This window comes from Bradyrhizobium sp. P3_C3 (genome assembly GCF_056402655.1).
Window position 1 is genome coordinate 25589 of record NZ_JBFUGY010000040.1, and the last position, 15686, is coordinate 41274.

Below are 15686 nucleotides of genomic sequence, written 5' to 3' on the forward strand. Positions count from 1 at the left end.
GGATAAGCAAGTTCGTCAAATGGTATCGCGAATACTATGGGGTCTAATCGTACCAGCGTTATCCGCGATACCAAACGCTACGTGTGCCATCTCCGCACGCCGCCTTGGGTCTACCGCTCATCCGCGATCACCCTGCCGTCGTTCGGCAGCACGCCAGGGCTCACCAGCTCAACGCTCCCGCCAAGTTTCGTCACCGCGCGCAAGCTAGCCGCGATCTCATCGCGCAGCGTATCGCTGGTCGCCGCCGTTTCCGCCCTCAAGGTCATCGCATCGGTCTCGCGCTCGCGGGTGACGACGAGGCGCATGCGTCCGAGGGCGGGGTGGCGCTTGCCGATCTCGGCGACCTGCTCGGGGCGGACGAACATGCCCTTGACCTTGGTGCTCTGGTCGGCGCGGCCCATCCAGCCCTTGATGCGCATGTTGGTGCGCCCGCATGTGCTCGCGCCCGGCAACGCCACGGTGAGGTCGCCGAGCGCCAGACGGATCCAGGGATGGTGCGGATCGAGCGAGGTCACCACGATCTCGCCGACGTCGCCCGGCGCGACGGGATCGGCGGTGCCGGGATTGACGATCTCCATGATCAGATCCTCGTTCACGACCATGCCCTCACGCGCCTCGGTCTCGAAGGCGATGAGGCCGAGGTCGGCGGTGCCGAAGGCCTGGTAGGCGTCGATGCCGCGCGCCTTGATTTCGGCCTGGAGCGAGGGTGGGAAGGCCGCACCCGAGACCAGCGCGCGCTTGATCGATGAGACGTCGCGCCCCGAGCTTGCGGCGGCATCGAGCAGGATCTTCAGGAAGTCCGGCGTGCCGCTGTAGCCGACCGGACGGTAGGCCTCGATCAGCTCGAATTGCTGCTCGGTATTGCCGGGGCCGGCCGGGATCACCGCGCAGCCGAGCGCGCGCGCCGAGGCATCGAAGATAAAGCCGCCGGGGGTGAGGTGGTAGCTGAAGGTGTTGAGCACGATGTCATCGGGGCGGAACCCGGCCGCGAACAGCGCCCGCGCACCGCGCCAGGGATCGGCCTGCCGCCCTTCAGGCTCGAAGATCGGACCGGGAGAGGTGAAGAGGCGGGCGAACGATCCCGGGGCTGCCGGCACGAAGCCACCGAAGGGCGCAGAGGCCTTGTGCAGGGTGGGGAGCTCCGATTTGCGCAGCACCGGCAGGCCCGCCAGCGCCGCCCTGGAGGTCACTGCGGCCGGATCTATGCCCTTCAGCCGTTCGGCATAGGCGGGCGCGGCCATCGCGCCGCACAGCACGTCCGGCAGGCGGGAGAACAGCTCCGCCTCGCGCACGGCCGGTTCGCGCGTCTCGCGGGCGTCGTAATGGGCGGTCATGGCTGGTCTTTCCGGGTTGGCATCCGTTGCACGCCGCCGCCGGCATGGGTATCAGACGGCCAGTGTCGAGGCGTGGAGAGGACGCGATGGCGGACGAAGGCATCATTGCGGCGGACGAGGCGGCGGACGTCGTCGCGCGCCTGAAGCGCCGCATGATCGACGAGGCGCTGCCGCTGTGGTCGTCCGTCGGCTGGGACGATGCGGCAGGCGGTTTCATCGACCGGCTGCACCGTGACGGCACGGCCGATGCGGCCGCACCGCGGCGCGTGCTCGTGCAGGCGCGCCAGATCTATTGTTACGCCAAGGCGGCGCAGATGGGCTGGTACCCTGGGGGGCGCTCCATCGCGCTGAAGGGGCTGGAGCATCTGCTCAGCAAAGCGAAGGCGCCCGACGGCCGGCCCGGCTACGTGCACCGGCTGACGCCGGACGGCGCCGTGCTGGACGGCCGACGCGATGCTTACGACCACGCCTTCATCCTGTTTGCGCTCGCGGCCGTCTACGGGCTCGACCAGGATGCGCAAATTCGCGCCGAGATCGATGCGCTGCTCGCCTTCCTCGACGGCCATCTGCGCTCGCCGCATGGCGGCGTGCATGAAGGCCTGCCGGTCTCGCTGCCGCGCCGGCAGAACCCGCACATGCATCTGTTCGAGGCGATGATCGCGTGCTTCGATGCGACCCACGACCTGTCGTTCCAGAACCGCGCCGGCGAGTTCTTCGCGCTGTTCCTCGCCAATCTCTACGACAAGCAGAAGCGGATCCTGACGGAGTATTTCGAGGAGGACTGGTCCAAGATCGAGCCGGTCAGCGTCGAGCCCGGCCATCAGGCCGAGTGGGTCTGGCTGCTGAAAGGGTTTGAACGCATCACGGGATGCCCGACCGGAGAGCGTCGCGCCGAACTGCTCGCGACCGCGCTGCGCTATCGCGACGAGGCCACGGGGTGCCTGGTCGACGAGGGCGATGCCAGCGGCAACATCCGTCGCAGCACGCGCCGGCTGTGGCCGCAGACCGAGATGGCCAAGGCGTGGATCGCGCAGGCCGAGTCCGGCGAGGCGGGCGCTGCGGACGAGGCGCGCGCGGCGCTGGTGCGGCTCGAACGGCATTATCTCAGCCATCCCGTGAAGGGCGGCTGGTACGACCAGTTCGATCGCGACGGCAAATCGCTGGTCGACACCATTCCTGCGTCGTCGTTCTATCATGTTCTCTGCGCAGTCACGGAAGCGGAGCAGGTGCTGAGCTGAGTTTCACAGCCACCGTTTGCGCCGCTTGAAACTCTTGAGGTTCTTGAAGCTCTTGCGCTGATCGCCGGCGCCGCCGAGGTAGAACTCCTTGACGTCCTCGTTGTCGCGCAGTTCGTCCGCGGTGCCGTCGAGCACGACCTTGCCCTGTTCCATGATGTAGCCGTGGCTCGCAACCGACAGCGCGGCGCGGGCGTTCTGCTCGACCAGCAGGATGGTGACGCCGAGGTCGCGGTTGATCTTCTGGATAATCGAGAACACCTCTTTCACCAGCAGCGGCGACAGGCCCATCGAGGGCTCGTCCATCAAGATCATCTTCGGGCGCGCCATCAGAGCGCGGCCGATCGCAAGCATCTGCTGCTCGCCGCCTGAGAGATAACCGGCAAGGCCGGTGCGCTCCTTCAGGCGCGGGAAATAGTTGAAGACCATGTCGAGATCGGCATCGACCTCGCGATCCCTGCGGGTGAAGGCGCCGAGCTTGAGGTTTTCGAGCGACGTCATGTCGGCGACGATGCGCCGGCCCTCCATCACCTGGAAGATGCCGCGACGCACGATCTTGTCGGGATCGACGCCGGCGATAGCGGAGCCCTCGAACAGGATCTCGCCGCGAGTGACCTCGCCGTCCTCGGTCTTGAGCAGCCCCGAGATCGCCTTCAGCGTCGTCGACTTGCCGGCACCGTTGGCCCCGAGCAGCGCCACGATCGCGCCCTTGGGCACGTCGAGGCTGAGGCCGCGCAGCACCAGGATGACGTCGTCATAGACGACCTCGATGTTGCGGACGGCGAGGAGGGGCGGTGCGGGCACGACGGTCGGGGAGGATCGTGTTGCATCGATGATTTCGGTCATTGGGTATGCCGCCAATCTGCTACTGTCGTCATGCTCGGGCTTGTCCCGCGCATCCACGTTCTTCATGCCGAGTGGTCAGACGTGGATGGCCGGGACAAGCCCGGCCATGACGTCGGAGATAGCGCTCACCACCCCAGCAATTCCGGCTTGCGCGGCAGCTCGACGGTCTTGACCTTCTCGAGCTTGATCGTGCCCTTGGCCATGAGATCATTGAGGTCGCCGTCGGTCGCACCCGCGATCTTGGTGCGATAGAGGTCGACCTTCAGCGTGCCGCGGTGGTCCTTGTCGGTCCAGGTCGAGGCATTGCAGACGCCGTCCATTCCGGCCGGCACCCAGTCCTTCTTCTGGTAGAAGCCCTTGGCGACGTTCTCGCCGGTCGCCCCGCCGTTCTTGGCAGCCCAGTCGAGCGCCTCCCTCATGTAGAGCGCCGAGCAGACCGCCGCGATGTAATGCACGGGCCGGTAGACCTTGCCGGTGGGGTCGGACATCTTGGAGATCTCCATCACCGTCTTCATGCCGGGCGCATCACCGCCCCAGCTCACTGCGGTGCGCAGCGGGAAGATCACGCCGTTGGCGGCATCGCCGGCGGTCTTGGCGGCGTTCTCGTCCATGCCCCAGACATTGCCGAGGAACTGAATCTCGACGCCGGCGGTCTTGCAAGCCTTCAGGACGGAGATGTTGGAAGCCGCGGTGTTGCCGAGATAGGCGTAGTTGGCACCCGAGGATTTCAGGCTCAGGCACTGCGCGCTGTAGTCACCCGGTGTGAGCGCGAACACCAGCGGCGGCAGCACCTCGAAGCCGAGCTCCTGCGCCATGGCTTCGCCTGCGGCCTTCGGCGCGTTCGGATAGGGGTGGTTGGCGCCCATGTGCACGAACTTCGGCTTGCCGGGCTTGCCCTTGGCCTTCCAGTCCTCGGCCGCCCACATCAGCATCGCGCGCAGCGAGTCCGAATAGCTCGGGCCGTAGAAGAAATTATAAGGCGCAGGCTTGGCCTTGCCGCTGACGCCCTCGGGATCGGTGAGGGCTGCGGCATAGGAGCCGGAGAGGTCGGGGATCTTGTCCTGGGCGAGGAAGCCGGTCAGCGCTTCGGTGTCTGCGGTGCCCCAGCCCATGATCGCGGCGACCTTCGAGTCCGGCGCCGACCATTTCTTGTAGAGCGCGATCGCGCGCGGCACCTGGTAGCCGTAATCGTTGGTATCGACGCTGAGCTGCTTGCCGCCGACGCCGCCGTTCTTGTTGACCCAGGCGAAGGTGTCGGCGACGGCCTGGCCGTAGGGCGTGCCGACGTCGGAGGTGCCGCCGGAATAATCGGCGAGATGGCCGATCGCGATCTGCGCCTGCGCGCCGGCCGAGAATGCGGCGATCGCCAGCGCGAGCGATGCAGTGCTCAAAAGGGATTTTGTCTTCATTGGTTGCCTCCTCCTGTTTATTAGTTGGTTAGCGAGTTGCCCGTGCTCAATGCGAGAACGGGTAGAGTTTCCAGTACGCCTTGATCTGTCGCCAGCGATGGGCGAGCCCGTCCGGCTCGAACATCAAGAACGCGATGATGATCACTCCGATCGCGATCTCGCGCAGGAAGGTGATGTTGGTGTTGAGGGACAGCGCCTTGTCGATCGCGCCACCCTTCAGGTAGAGGCTGATGAATTCCATCGTCTCAGGCAACAGCACCACGAAGGCGGTGCCCATCAGCGTGCCCATGATCGAACCGGTGCCGCCGATGATGATCATTGCGAGGAACAGGATCGAGCGCTCGATACCGAAACCCTCCTGCGAGACCACGAGCTGGTAGTGGGCATAGAGCGCACCGGCGATGCCGGCGAAGAAGGCGGCCAGCCCAAACGACAGCGTGCGGTATTTGGTGAGGTTGATGCCCATGATCTCGGCAGAGAGATAATGGTCGCGGATCGCCACCAGCGCGCGGCCGTCGCGCGTGCGCATCAGATTGGTGACGAGGACGTAGCTCGCGACCACATAGGCCAGCACGACATAGAAATACTGTCTGTCGCCGCGCAGCGTGAAGCCGAAGATCGAGAACGGATTGGCGCTGGCGGGCACCGAGCCCCCGGTGAACCACTCTGCGCGGGAGAAGAAGTCGAGCAGGATGTATTGCGCCGCCAGCGTTGCGATGACGAGGTAGAGCCCCTTCAGTCGCGCCGCCGGGATGCCGAAGATCAGCCCGACCAGCGCGGTGACGACGCCCGCAAGCGGGATCGCGAAGAACACCGGGATCGGCGCGTTGTTGGAGATGTAGGCCGAAGTGAAGGCGCCGAGCAGGAAAAAGGCGGCATGGCCGATCGAGATCTGGCCGGTGAAGCCGACCAGGATGTTGAGGCCGAGCGCCGCGATCGAGAAGATGCCGATCTGGATCAGGATGCTGAGCCAGTACCCGCCAAGGAGTTGCGGCACGAGGCAGAGCAACAGCACGCCGATGATCGCAAAGTTGCGGCTGGTCGTGGTCGGGAAGATCGTGGTGTCCGCCGCGTAGGAGGTGCGGAAATCACCAGCAGGGATGAGGGCAGGGCCGGCCATGGATCAGATCCGCTCGATGTCGTGGGTGCCGAACAGGCCGTAGGGCTTGATCATCAGCACGATGATGAGGACGTAGAACGGTGCGATCTCGTAGAGATTGCCCCAGTGCAGATACTCGCTGTCGACATATTGCGCGATGTTCTCGAGCAAGCCGATGATGATGCCGCCGAGCACGGCGCCGCCGACGGAATCGAGCCCGCCGAGGATCGTCGCCGGGAACACCTTGATGCCGTAGGCCGCAAGTCCCGAGGACACGCCGTTGACGACGGCGACCACCACGCCCGCGACCGCCGACACTGTCGCGGAGATCGCCCACGCCATCGCGAACACGCTCTTGACGGAGATGCCGAGCGACTGCGCGACCTGCTGGTTGAACGCGGTGGCGCGCATCGCGAGGCCGTATTTGGAGGCGCGGAAGAACCAGGCCATGCCGATCATCATCGCGACCGAGACCACGAGGCTCATGACATAGACGGTCTGGATCTGAAGCCCGAGCAGGCTGACCGACTGGCTCTCGAACACGCGCGGGAACGGTTGCGGATTGACGCCGAACATCCATTTCAGCGTGGCCTGGAGCACGGTCGAGAGGCCGATCGTCACCATGATCACCGAGATGATGGGTTCGCCGATCATCGGTCTCAGGATCAGGACCTGGATCGCGATGCCGAATACGAACATGAACACCAGCGTCATCGGCATGCCGATCCAGAACGGCACCTGGTACTTCGCAAGCAGCGCCCAGCACACCCAGGCGCCGACCAGCAGCAGTTCACCTTGCGCGAAGTTGACGACCTGCGTCGCCTTGTAGATCAGCACGAACGACATCGCGACCACGCCATAGAGCGTGCCGACCACGAGGCCGTTGACCAGGAGCTGGATGAGGAAGGCGGTGTTCATGTCGATGCCCGCGCAAAATGCAGAAGCGATGACGGTGCACCCTCTCCCCTTGTGGGAGAGGGTGGCTTCGCGAAGCGAAGCCGGGTGAGGGGTTCTCTCGGCAGCGACGGTGCGGAGAGAGGATCCCTCACTCGGGTGAGCGTGTGGCTAGCGGCGGAGATGCCCTCTCCCACAAGGGGAGAGGGCGCATCGGCTGGCAGCGCGGTCTCGGTTCGAAGCAGGTTCACTCCGCGACCTCCGCCATATGCCCATGTCCGCCGAGATCCACCACGCGCAGCGTCGTTCGCACGCGCTGCGTGGTGCCGTCCTGGAAGCGGATCACGGTGTCGACGGGGATGTCGGCGTCGCCGCGGTAGATCGCGTTGATGATGCCTTCGTATTTCTCGTTGATGACGCTGCGGCGCACCTTTCGGGTGCGGGTGAGCTCGCCGTCGTCGGCGTCGAGCTCCTTGTAGAGCAGCAGGAAGCGCGAGATGCGTTGCGCCGGCGGCAATGTGGCGTTGACGGTCTCGACTTCCTTCTTGAGCAGCGCGTAGACCTCGGGCCGCGAGGCGAGGTCGCTGTAGGTCGTGAACGAGAGCCGGCTCTTCTCCGCCCATTTCGAGATGATGGAGTAACGGATGCAGATCATCGCCGCGAGCGCGTCGCGGCCGGCCCCCAGCACCACGGCCTCCGCGATATAGGGCGAGAACTTCAGCTTGTTCTCGATGAACTGCGGCGAGAAGCGCTCGCCGCGCGACGTCTCGGCCAGGTCCTTGATGCGGTCGATGACGACGAGCTGCTTGTTATCGTTGAAGTAGCCGGCGTCGCCCGACAGCATCCAGCCGTCCCTGATGTCGGCAACGCTCGCTTCCGGGTTCTTGTAATAACCCAGGAACATGTGGGGATGCCGCACCACGATCTCGCCGACGCCGTGGACGTCGGCATTGTCGATGCGGATCTCGACGCTGTCAGCCATCGGCACGCCCGTCGTGTCGGGATCGACCTTGCCCTCGGGATGCAGCGTGTAGGCCCCTAGCAGTTCGGTCTGGCCGTAGAGCGTGCGCAGCGGCACGCCCATGGCCTGGAAGAACTTGAAGGTATCAGGGCCGAGTGCCGCGCCGCCGGTCGCGGCCGAACGCAGGCGGGTAAAGCCGAGGCGGTCGCGCAGCGCGCGGAACAGGATTGCGTCGGCAAAGCTCGAACGTTTGCCGTCTGCGAGAGCGGCGAGGCCGCTTTTCATGCCGATGTCGAACAGGCGCTGCTTGAAAGGCGTCGCGTCCATCACCTTGGCGCGAACGTCGGCAGCGATGGATTCCCAGACGCGCGGCGCAAACAGCACGAACGTCGGCGCGATTTCGCGCAGATCGTTCATCATCGTATCAGGCTCTTCGACGAAGTTGATCTTCATCCGGCACAAGAGGCCTTTGCCGAGCACATAGACCTGCTCCATGATCCACGGTAGCGGCAGCACGGAGACGTATTCGTCGTCGGGCCCTTTCGGATCGAAGGCGAGATAGGTCGCGCAATGGCCGAGCACGCGACCGGCGGCGAGCATGGCGAGCTTCGGGTGCGAGGTGGTGCCCGACGTGGTGCAGAGAATCGCCACATCCTCGCCCTTGGTGGCATCGACGAGGCGATCGTAGAGCTCCGGCTCACGCGTGGCGCGGCCGCGGCCGAGCTCGGCGAACGCTTCCGCCGACATCAGTCTGGGATCGTCGTATTTCCGCATGCCGCGCGGATCGGAATAGATGATGTGCTTCAACCGCGGCACACGCTCGGCAAGCACGAGCAGCTTGTCGACCTGCTCTTCGTCCTCGGCGAAAACGACCTGCGCCTCGCCATAGTTGAGGAGGTAGGAAGCTTCCTCGTCCAGCGCGTCGCGATAAAGCCCAAGGCTCAATCCACCGATGGCGTGGGTCGCCACTTCCGCCGCGACCCAGTCCGGCCGGTTGTCGCCGATGATGCCGATGACGTCCTCGCGCCCCAAGCCCAATTCGATCAGGCCGAGCGCAAAGTCGCGTACGCGGGTGTGGTAGTCATTCCAGGTGAAGACGCGCCAGAGCCCGAGATCCTTTTCGCGCAACGCGATCTCGTTGCCGTGCTCCCTGGCATTGAGCCGCAGCATCTTTGGATAGGTGTCGGCCTGGGCGACGCGGCCCGCGTAGTCCATCATGCCGCACTCTCCTGCGCTGGCGGAGCATCGTCCGGGTCGACCAGCACCTCGTCCTCCTCGCCGAGATAGGCGCGCCTGACGTGGGGATCGGCGAGCACGGCGGCCGGATCGCCCTCGGCGATCTTGCGGCCGAAATCGAGCACCATGACGCGGTGGGAGATATCCATCACCACGCCCATGTCGTGCTCGATCATCACCACCGTCATCCCGAACTCCTCGTTGAGGTCGACGATGTAGCGGGCCATGTCCTCCTTCTCCTCGAAGTTCATGCCGGCCATCGGCTCGTCGAGGAGAATGAGGCGCGGCTCCAGTGCCATGGCACGGGCGAGCTCGACGCGTTTGCGCAGGCCGTAGGAGAGGGTGCCGGCTTGCGCCTTTCGCACCGACTGGAGATCGAGGAAGTCGATGATCTCCTCGACCTTGCGGCGGTGCGCGAGTTCTTCCTTGCGCGCGCCGGTGAGCCAGTACAGCGATCCCGTGAGGAAATTGTTCTTCAGGAGGTGATGGCGGCCGACCATGATGTTGTCGAGCACGCTCATGTGGTGGAACAGGGCGAGATTCTGGAAGGTGCGGCCGATGCCGAGCGTGGGGCGCGCGTTCGGCGTCAGCCCTGTGATGTCGCGGCCGCGGTAGAACAGCTGGCCTTCGGTCGGCTTGTAGCGGCCGGAAATACAATTCACGATCGAGGTCTTGCCGGCGCCGTTGGGGCCGATGATCGAGAACAGCTCGCCGTCATTGATGGCAAAGCTGACATCGGTCAGCGCACGGACGCCGCCGAATCGCAAGGACACGCCGCGCACTTCGAGACTGGTAGCCACCAAACAAATCCCTCCCGGTGATGGCGCATTCAGCGGCGCTCTTCGTCCGTTCCTGTCGGGCGATCCTAGTACGGCCGTGCCGGTGAGGCCATGCAGCTATTGGTCTCGACCGGCGCCGCGCCACTCTTGCTCCCGATCGGGATCAAAAGCCGCATCGCCCAAGGTGGTCCTCAATAGGGGAAAGCGCTATTTTGAAATGTCTCCCGCCTGACAATTCTGCGACAAAGTTTTTTCAGGCGGGAGTGGCCTTCATCTTTCGTCGGATGGCGGTCGAAGCGGTCGTGTTGCAGTGCAGCAGAGAGATTGGGTGGCGAACGGTGCGGCTGGCTTCGGCATCATGATTTCAGAGGATCAACTGAAGCGGGTCGCCGCCTGGTCGCGCGAGCTCACGGAAGCGGAGATCGAGGTCGCTCGCGCCGGAATCACGGAACGGTCTTACCGCACCGGCGAGACCGTGTTCATGCGCGGCGATACGTTCGGCTATTGGGCGGGCATGGTGAGCGGCCTGGCACGGATGGGCGGGGTCTCGCGCGACGGCAAGGAGACGAGCCTTGCGGGGCTGACGGCCGGGGCCTGGTTCGGCGAGGGCAGCGTGCTCAAGAACGAGCCGCGCCGCTACGACGTGGTCGCGCTGCGCGACAGCCGCGTCGCGCTGATGGAACGCAGCGCCTTCATGTGGCTGTTCGAGAACAGCGTCGGCTTCAACCGCTTCCTGGTGCGTCAGCTCAACGAGCGGCTCGGCCAGTTCATCGGCATGCTCGAGGTCAACCGCACGTTGGATGCCACCGCACGCCTCGCGCGCAGCATCGCCTCGCTGTTCAATCCGATCCTCTATCCCGAGTCGACCGCGCATCTGGAAATCACCCAGGAGGAGATCGGGGCGCTCTCCGGCATGTCACGGCAGAACGCCAACCGCGCGCTGAACCGGCTGGAGAAGGAGGGGCTGCTGCGGCTCGAATATGGCGGCGTCACCATTTTGGACGTCGAGCGGCTGCGCGGCTACGGGGACTAGCGCGCGTTTGCGGGGGCGTGGACCGGCCAGAGGTCGGCGCGCCAGCGGACCGCGATCGCTAGCATCGCGATGAAGCCCGCGGCGGCATAGAGCGAGCCCGTCGCGGAATAGCCGATGATGTCGATCAGGCTGCCCGCCGCGAGCAACCCGAGCGGCAGGCCGTAGATCACCATCATGCGGACGCCCATGACGCGGCCGCGCAGGTGCGCGCTCGCCGTCCGCATCAGGATCACGGCAGCTGAGATCATCGACATGCTCTGGGCGATGCCGGCGAGAACGAGGCAGGCCATCGCCACCGGCATGGTCCTGATCTCGACGAACACCAGCAGCATGGCGTACCAGGCCAGCGTCGCGCCGATGAGAAGCCGGGCAATGCGCAGTCCGCTGACCAGGCTGAGCGTGATGGAGCCGATCAGCGAGCCCACGGCGAAGCTCGCCGAGAGATAGCCGAGGCCGGTCTGGTCGGTATGAAAGATGTCCCGCGCGATGTAGGGCAATAGTCCGCCGGTGAAAGGAAAGGCGGTGAGATTGGCCAGGAAGGCGACGCACAGCGCCGCGCGCATTCCCGGGCCGTTCCAGGCATAGACGATCCCTTCCTTGAGGTCGCCCAGCAATCGCGAGACCGCGTGGCGGTTCGCCGGAAGATCGCTCGTCGTGACGGTCCTCTTCGGCCGGGTCAGGCAGAGCATGAGAAGTGCGGCCGCGAGATACAGACAGGCGATCGCCACGTAAACGAGGCCGATGCCGAGGACGGCGAACAGGCCTGCGCCCGTCAGCGCTCCGGCGATGCGGGCGCTGTCCTGGGTCGTGCGCGCAACGCTGATGGCGCCCACCAGTTGCTCGGGCGGCATGATCTCGGCAAGCAGCGCGCCGCGAACGCCGAGATCGGAGGGGCGGATCAGGCCCATGAGCGCGACGATGATCATCACGCTCAGCGGCGACAAATGACCGGTCAGCGCCAGAACCATGATGGTCGACGAGAGCGCCGTATAGGCAAGGCGCATCACGACCAGGAGATCGCGATGACCCATCCGGTCGCCGACCATGCCGAGCACCGGCGCGACCAGGGTCCCGACGAACTGCAGCGACGCAAGCACGGTGAGCAGCAGCACCGAGCCTGTCTCGACCATGATGTACCAGCCGAGCACCAGCGTCTCGACTTCGAACGCCCACGAGGTGAGCAGATCGGACGGCCACTGGAAGCGATAGTTGCGGATGCGGAAAGGCGCGAGTGCGGATGTGTTCAAGATGCGATGACGGGTTTCATGGCGATTCCCCCTTATTTTTGTTCTTCTGTTGGCAGGGTAGCCCCGGCCATGCCCCTGTCAATTGGCGCTACCGCATGCCGCCATGCTTGCCGACGATTTGCGGTGCGCCAGTGCGCGCGCAGCATCGCTTCGTCGCCCAGCCGATGCGGTGAGGTTGACCAACCGCCGCTTGCTCTTCCCGTGCGACGAGCCCATGCTTGCCTTGTTCCTGGGCCCATCCGGCAGGTCCAGGAGCTCGCGCCATCGCGGCTTCCGCGAGGTCCTGACCCATGAACTGCTCTTGCTGTGGTTTAGAGGTCCAGAGCGGCTTTGCCTTCTGCCCGAAGTGCGGCACGAAGCAGCCGAACGCGTGCCCTGGCTGCGGGTTTCCATGCGCGCCGGATTTCGCCTATTGCCCGAAATGCGGTGCCTTCGTCGCTGAGGTCCCCACAGGCGGGCAGGCATCGGCGCGGACGAGCCCGACGACGCTCCCGATCCGGTCCTCCTCTCCGCCGCTCGTGCCGACGGAGGACGCTCAAGCCGCATTTCGAGCTCCGTCGGACAAGATCGACAGCGAGGCGAACCGCCGTACCATCACCGTGCTGTTTGCCGACCTCAGCGGCTTCACTGCGATGAGCGAGCGGCTCGACCCCGAGGTCATGCAGACGCTTCAAAACGAATTGTTCGAGGAGTTGACGGCCGCGGTGCAAAGCTTTGGCGGCTTCGTGGACAAATTCATCGGCGATGCGCTGCTGGCTCTGTTTGGTGCGCCGGCGGCGCACGAGGACGACCCGGAGCGGGCGGTGCGCGCTGCCCTCGACATGATCGGCCGGACGGCGCGCCTCAGCGAACGCGCGGAGGCGTATGCCGGTTCACCGCTGCTGCTCCATGTCGGCATCAACACCGGGCACGTCGTCGCGGGCGGGCTCGGGGCGGGTGTTGCCAAATCCTATTCGGTGACCGGCGACACGGTGAATACCGCCCAGCGGCTACAGTCGATGGCGGCTCCGGGCGAGGTGCTGGTCGGGCCGTTGACCCACCGTCTGACGCGGCATGCGTTCTCCTATGACTCGCTTGGCGAGGTCTCGCTCAAGGGCAAGATGGGCAGCGTGCTGGTCCACCGTCTGAAGGAGCCGCTCGACACGCCCCGTGCGGCGCGAGGCCTCGACACGCTGGGCCTCAATGCGCCGTTGATCGGGCGCGACGCCGAGCTTGCGCGCCTGATCGGCAGCCTTGATCGCGCGTGCGGCGGCGCTGCTCAACTGGTGCGGCTGGTCGGTGAGGCCGGCATCGGGAAAACGCGCCTGGTCAGCGAATTCGTCGCGCGCATCCGCGATCAGGATCGATTCGCCGGCGTGGCGATCCGGCACGCGGCGTGCTCGCCGCTCGGCGAACAATCCTACGGCACTCTCGCCGCCGTGCTGCGCAGCGCCTATGGCATCGCGCAGAAGGCGGGCGCCGCAGAGGCGGAGGCGAAGGTCGCGGAAGCGCTGTCGGAGCTTGGCCTCGCGACCGACGAGGCCGACCGCCTGATGCCCCTCTATCTGCATGTCCTCGGTCTCGGCGACCCCAACGCCGCGCTAAGGCATGTCGAGCCCGAACAGCTTCGCCGGCAGGTATTCTTCGCGATTCGCACCGTCTTCGAACGCCGCCTGGCACTGTCGCCACTGCTGATCATCGTCGAGGATCTGCATTGGGCCGATGCGGTGTCGCTTGAAGCGTTGCGGTTCCTGATGGACCGACTGGAGCGGACGCGGCTGATGCTGCTGTTTACGCATCGGCCGATGCTGGAACTGGACCAGTTCGGTTCGAGCAGGATCAGTCACACAACCCTCCGGCTGCCCCCGCTTGGCGACGCCGACGGACAAAGGCTGCTCGCGGCCTATTTCAGTCACGGTTGGCGTGAACCGCCGGGAGCTCTGTTCGGTCGAATCCTCGATCGCGCCGGCGGCAATCCGCTTTTCCTCGAGGAGATCATACGCGGCCTGATCGTAGCCGGCACTCTGGAGCGCGACGGCGCGCAGTGGCGGATGAAATCGGATGAAGCCGCCGCCGATATTCCGGCAAGCATTCAGGCGTTGTTGCTGGCGCGTCTCGACCGGTTGCCGCATCAGGTGCGCCGCTTGGCACAGGAAGCCGCCGTGATCGGCCCGCGTTTTGATGCGGCTGCTCTCGGTGCGGCGGCAACCGAGCCGGCAAGGGTTGAAGCGGGGCTCGAGCTTCTGTGCGACGCGGAGATCATCGAGGAGATCGCGGGCGCGAACTCGATTTCGCTGCGGACCTACCGCTTCACGCAAACCATGCTTCAGGACGTGATCTATCAAAACCTGCTTCTGCAGCGCCGGATCGAGCTCCATGGACGGATCGGCGGGGCGCTCGAGAGGCTCTATGGCACCGAGCCCGAGCGCCTCGAAGATCTCATACTGCTCGGACATCACTTCAGTCTGAGCGCGAGCAAGCCGAAAGGCGCGCGCTATCTGCGCGCGGCCGGCGATCGCGCGCGCGACAGCTATGCCAATGACGATGCCATCCGTCTCTACCAGCAGGCCCTCGCCGTGCTGTTGACCGGCGGCGAACGGGAGCCGGAACGTCTGGTCCTGTACGAGCGGATTGCGGACCTCTGTGCCGCGGCTGGCCGCCGGAACACGGCCGAGGAGCACTATCAGAGCGCGTTGGAGGGRCACCGCACGATCCAGGACCGGATCGGCGAAGCGCGAATCCTTCGCAAGCTTGGCCGATTGCTGTGGGACGCCGGCAAGCGGATCAAGGCAGAGACGCATTACGCCGAGGCGGCCAAACTGCTTGGAGGGACCGACGCACCCATCGAGTGGGCGCATCTCCTGCAGGAGCGTGGCCGTCTCGCGTTTCGGACCGGCGATCACGTGGCCGCCGCAAGATGGGCAGACGAGGCGCTCGGCTATGCACGGTCCGTACCGGCGGACGCGGACGAGCAGGGCGGGCTCGAGGCGGCACGTGCCATTGCGGAGGCCCTTAACACCAAGGGCGTTGCGCTGGCGCGCCTTGGACGACACGAGGAGGCGGTACGCGAGGTGGAGCAAAGCGTCGCAGCCGCCGAAACCGCCGGCCTCCTCAACGTAGCCTGCCGCGGCTACACCAATCTCGGCGTGCTCTACACGATTGTCGACCCGGCGAAGGCCGTGGAGGTCTGCCGGCGTGGACTCGATGTCGCGCGTCGGATCGGGGATCTCGGCTTCCAGGCGCGTCTTCTTGCCAATTTTGCCGTTGCCTGTTGCACCTTCACGGACAGATGTACCGAGGAAGGGGTACCTGCTGCCGAGAAGGCGATCGAAATCGACCGTGCGCTCGATCAGCGCGAGCATCTCTCCGTGCCGCTGATCGTGCTCGGGCAAATCCATCAATGCCATTTCCGCCCCGATCTGGCCGCCCTCTGCTACAATGAGGCTATCGAGGTGGCGAACGAAACCGGCGAACCGCAGCAGCTCTTTCCATGCTATGATGGTCTTGCCACGCTGAGCCTTGATCGAGGCGACATGCCCGAGGCCGACCGATATTTCGCGCTGGCCCATGATGTCTGCGCTCGCCACGGGCTCGATCCCGCCGGGCTGATCGTGCTGCCATTTCTTGACTAGGT

11 protein-coding genes are annotated in these 15686 nt (G+C 65.3%); 3 read left to right on the forward strand and 8 right to left on the reverse strand.

Annotation, left to right across the window (positions count from 1 at the left end; genetic code table 11):
- Positions 1 to 110: 110 nt before the first annotated feature.
- Positions 111 to 1334 (reverse strand): phenylacetate--CoA ligase family protein, encoded by a 1224-nt coding sequence (locus AC1DW2_RS33830; protein ID WP_477008148.1) that lies wholly within the window; start codon positions 1332 to 1334, stop codon positions 111 to 113.
- An 86-nt stretch (positions 1335 to 1420) separates the two neighbouring features.
- On the opposite strand from AC1DW2_RS33830, the gene AC1DW2_RS33835 reads away from it, so the two are divergent.
- Positions 1421 to 2572: an AGE family epimerase/isomerase gene (locus tag AC1DW2_RS33835; RefSeq protein WP_477008149.1), complete on the forward strand. Its 1152-nt coding sequence runs from the start codon at positions 1421 to 1423 to the stop codon at positions 2570 to 2572.
- Between the two features lie 3 nt (positions 2573 to 2575).
- On the opposite strand, the gene AC1DW2_RS33840 is transcribed toward AC1DW2_RS33835, so the two are convergent.
- The 6 genes from AC1DW2_RS33840 to AC1DW2_RS33865 form a co-directional block, all read right to left on the reverse strand.
- On the reverse strand, positions 2576 to 3415 hold the full coding sequence (locus tag AC1DW2_RS33840) for an ABC transporter ATP-binding protein (protein ID WP_354134765.1): 840 nt from the start codon (positions 3413 to 3415) through the stop codon (positions 2576 to 2578).
- A gap of 125 nt (positions 3416 to 3540) precedes the next feature.
- Positions 3541 to 4824, reverse strand: a complete 1284-nt coding sequence (locus AC1DW2_RS33845; protein WP_208070463.1) for an ABC transporter substrate-binding protein — start codon at positions 4822 to 4824, stop codon at positions 3541 to 3543.
- Positions 4825 to 4870: 46 nt separating this feature from the next.
- The gene (locus tag AC1DW2_RS33850; protein ID WP_071912027.1) at positions 4871 to 5944 is read right to left on the reverse strand and encodes a branched-chain amino acid ABC transporter permease; all 1074 of its coding nucleotides are present in this window, start codon (positions 5942 to 5944) and stop codon (positions 4871 to 4873) included.
- A gap of 3 nt (positions 5945 to 5947) precedes the next feature.
- Positions 5948 to 6841: a branched-chain amino acid ABC transporter permease gene (locus tag AC1DW2_RS33855; RefSeq protein WP_477008150.1), complete on the reverse strand. Its 894-nt coding sequence runs from the start codon at positions 6839 to 6841 to the stop codon at positions 5948 to 5950.
- A gap of 223 nt (positions 6842 to 7064) precedes the next feature.
- Positions 7065 to 8996: an AMP-binding protein gene (locus tag AC1DW2_RS33860; RefSeq protein WP_477008151.1), complete on the reverse strand. Its 1932-nt coding sequence runs from the start codon at positions 8994 to 8996 to the stop codon at positions 7065 to 7067.
- Positions 8993 to 9814, reverse strand: coding sequence for an ABC transporter ATP-binding protein (locus AC1DW2_RS33865; RefSeq protein ID WP_354114940.1), 822 nt, complete (start codon positions 9812 to 9814; stop codon positions 8993 to 8995). The genes AC1DW2_RS33860 and AC1DW2_RS33865 overlap by 4 nt, the downstream gene beginning before the upstream one ends.
- Positions 9815 to 10151: 337 nt before the next feature.
- On the opposite strand from AC1DW2_RS33865, the gene AC1DW2_RS33870 reads away from it, so the two are divergent.
- Entirely contained in the window at positions 10152 to 10826 is a 675-nt protein-coding gene (locus AC1DW2_RS33870; protein ID WP_028160237.1) for a Crp/Fnr family transcriptional regulator, read from the forward strand.
- Here AC1DW2_RS33870 and AC1DW2_RS33875 read toward each other — a convergent pair.
- Positions 10823 to 12073: an MFS transporter gene (locus tag AC1DW2_RS33875; protein ID WP_354134767.1), complete on the reverse strand. Its 1251-nt coding sequence runs from the start codon at positions 12071 to 12073 to the stop codon at positions 10823 to 10825. The two genes, AC1DW2_RS33870 and AC1DW2_RS33875, sit on opposite strands and share 4 nt — an antisense overlap.
- A 290-nt stretch (positions 12074 to 12363) precedes the next feature.
- On the opposite strand from AC1DW2_RS33875, the gene AC1DW2_RS33880 reads away from it, so the two are divergent.
- Positions 12364 to 15684 carry an adenylate/guanylate cyclase domain-containing protein gene (locus AC1DW2_RS33880; RefSeq protein ID WP_477008152.1) on the forward strand — a complete coding sequence of 1107 codons (3321 nt, stop codon included), beginning with the start codon at positions 12364 to 12366 and terminating at the stop codon, positions 15682 to 15684.
- The last annotated feature ends 2 nt before the right edge of the window (positions 15685 to 15686 follow it).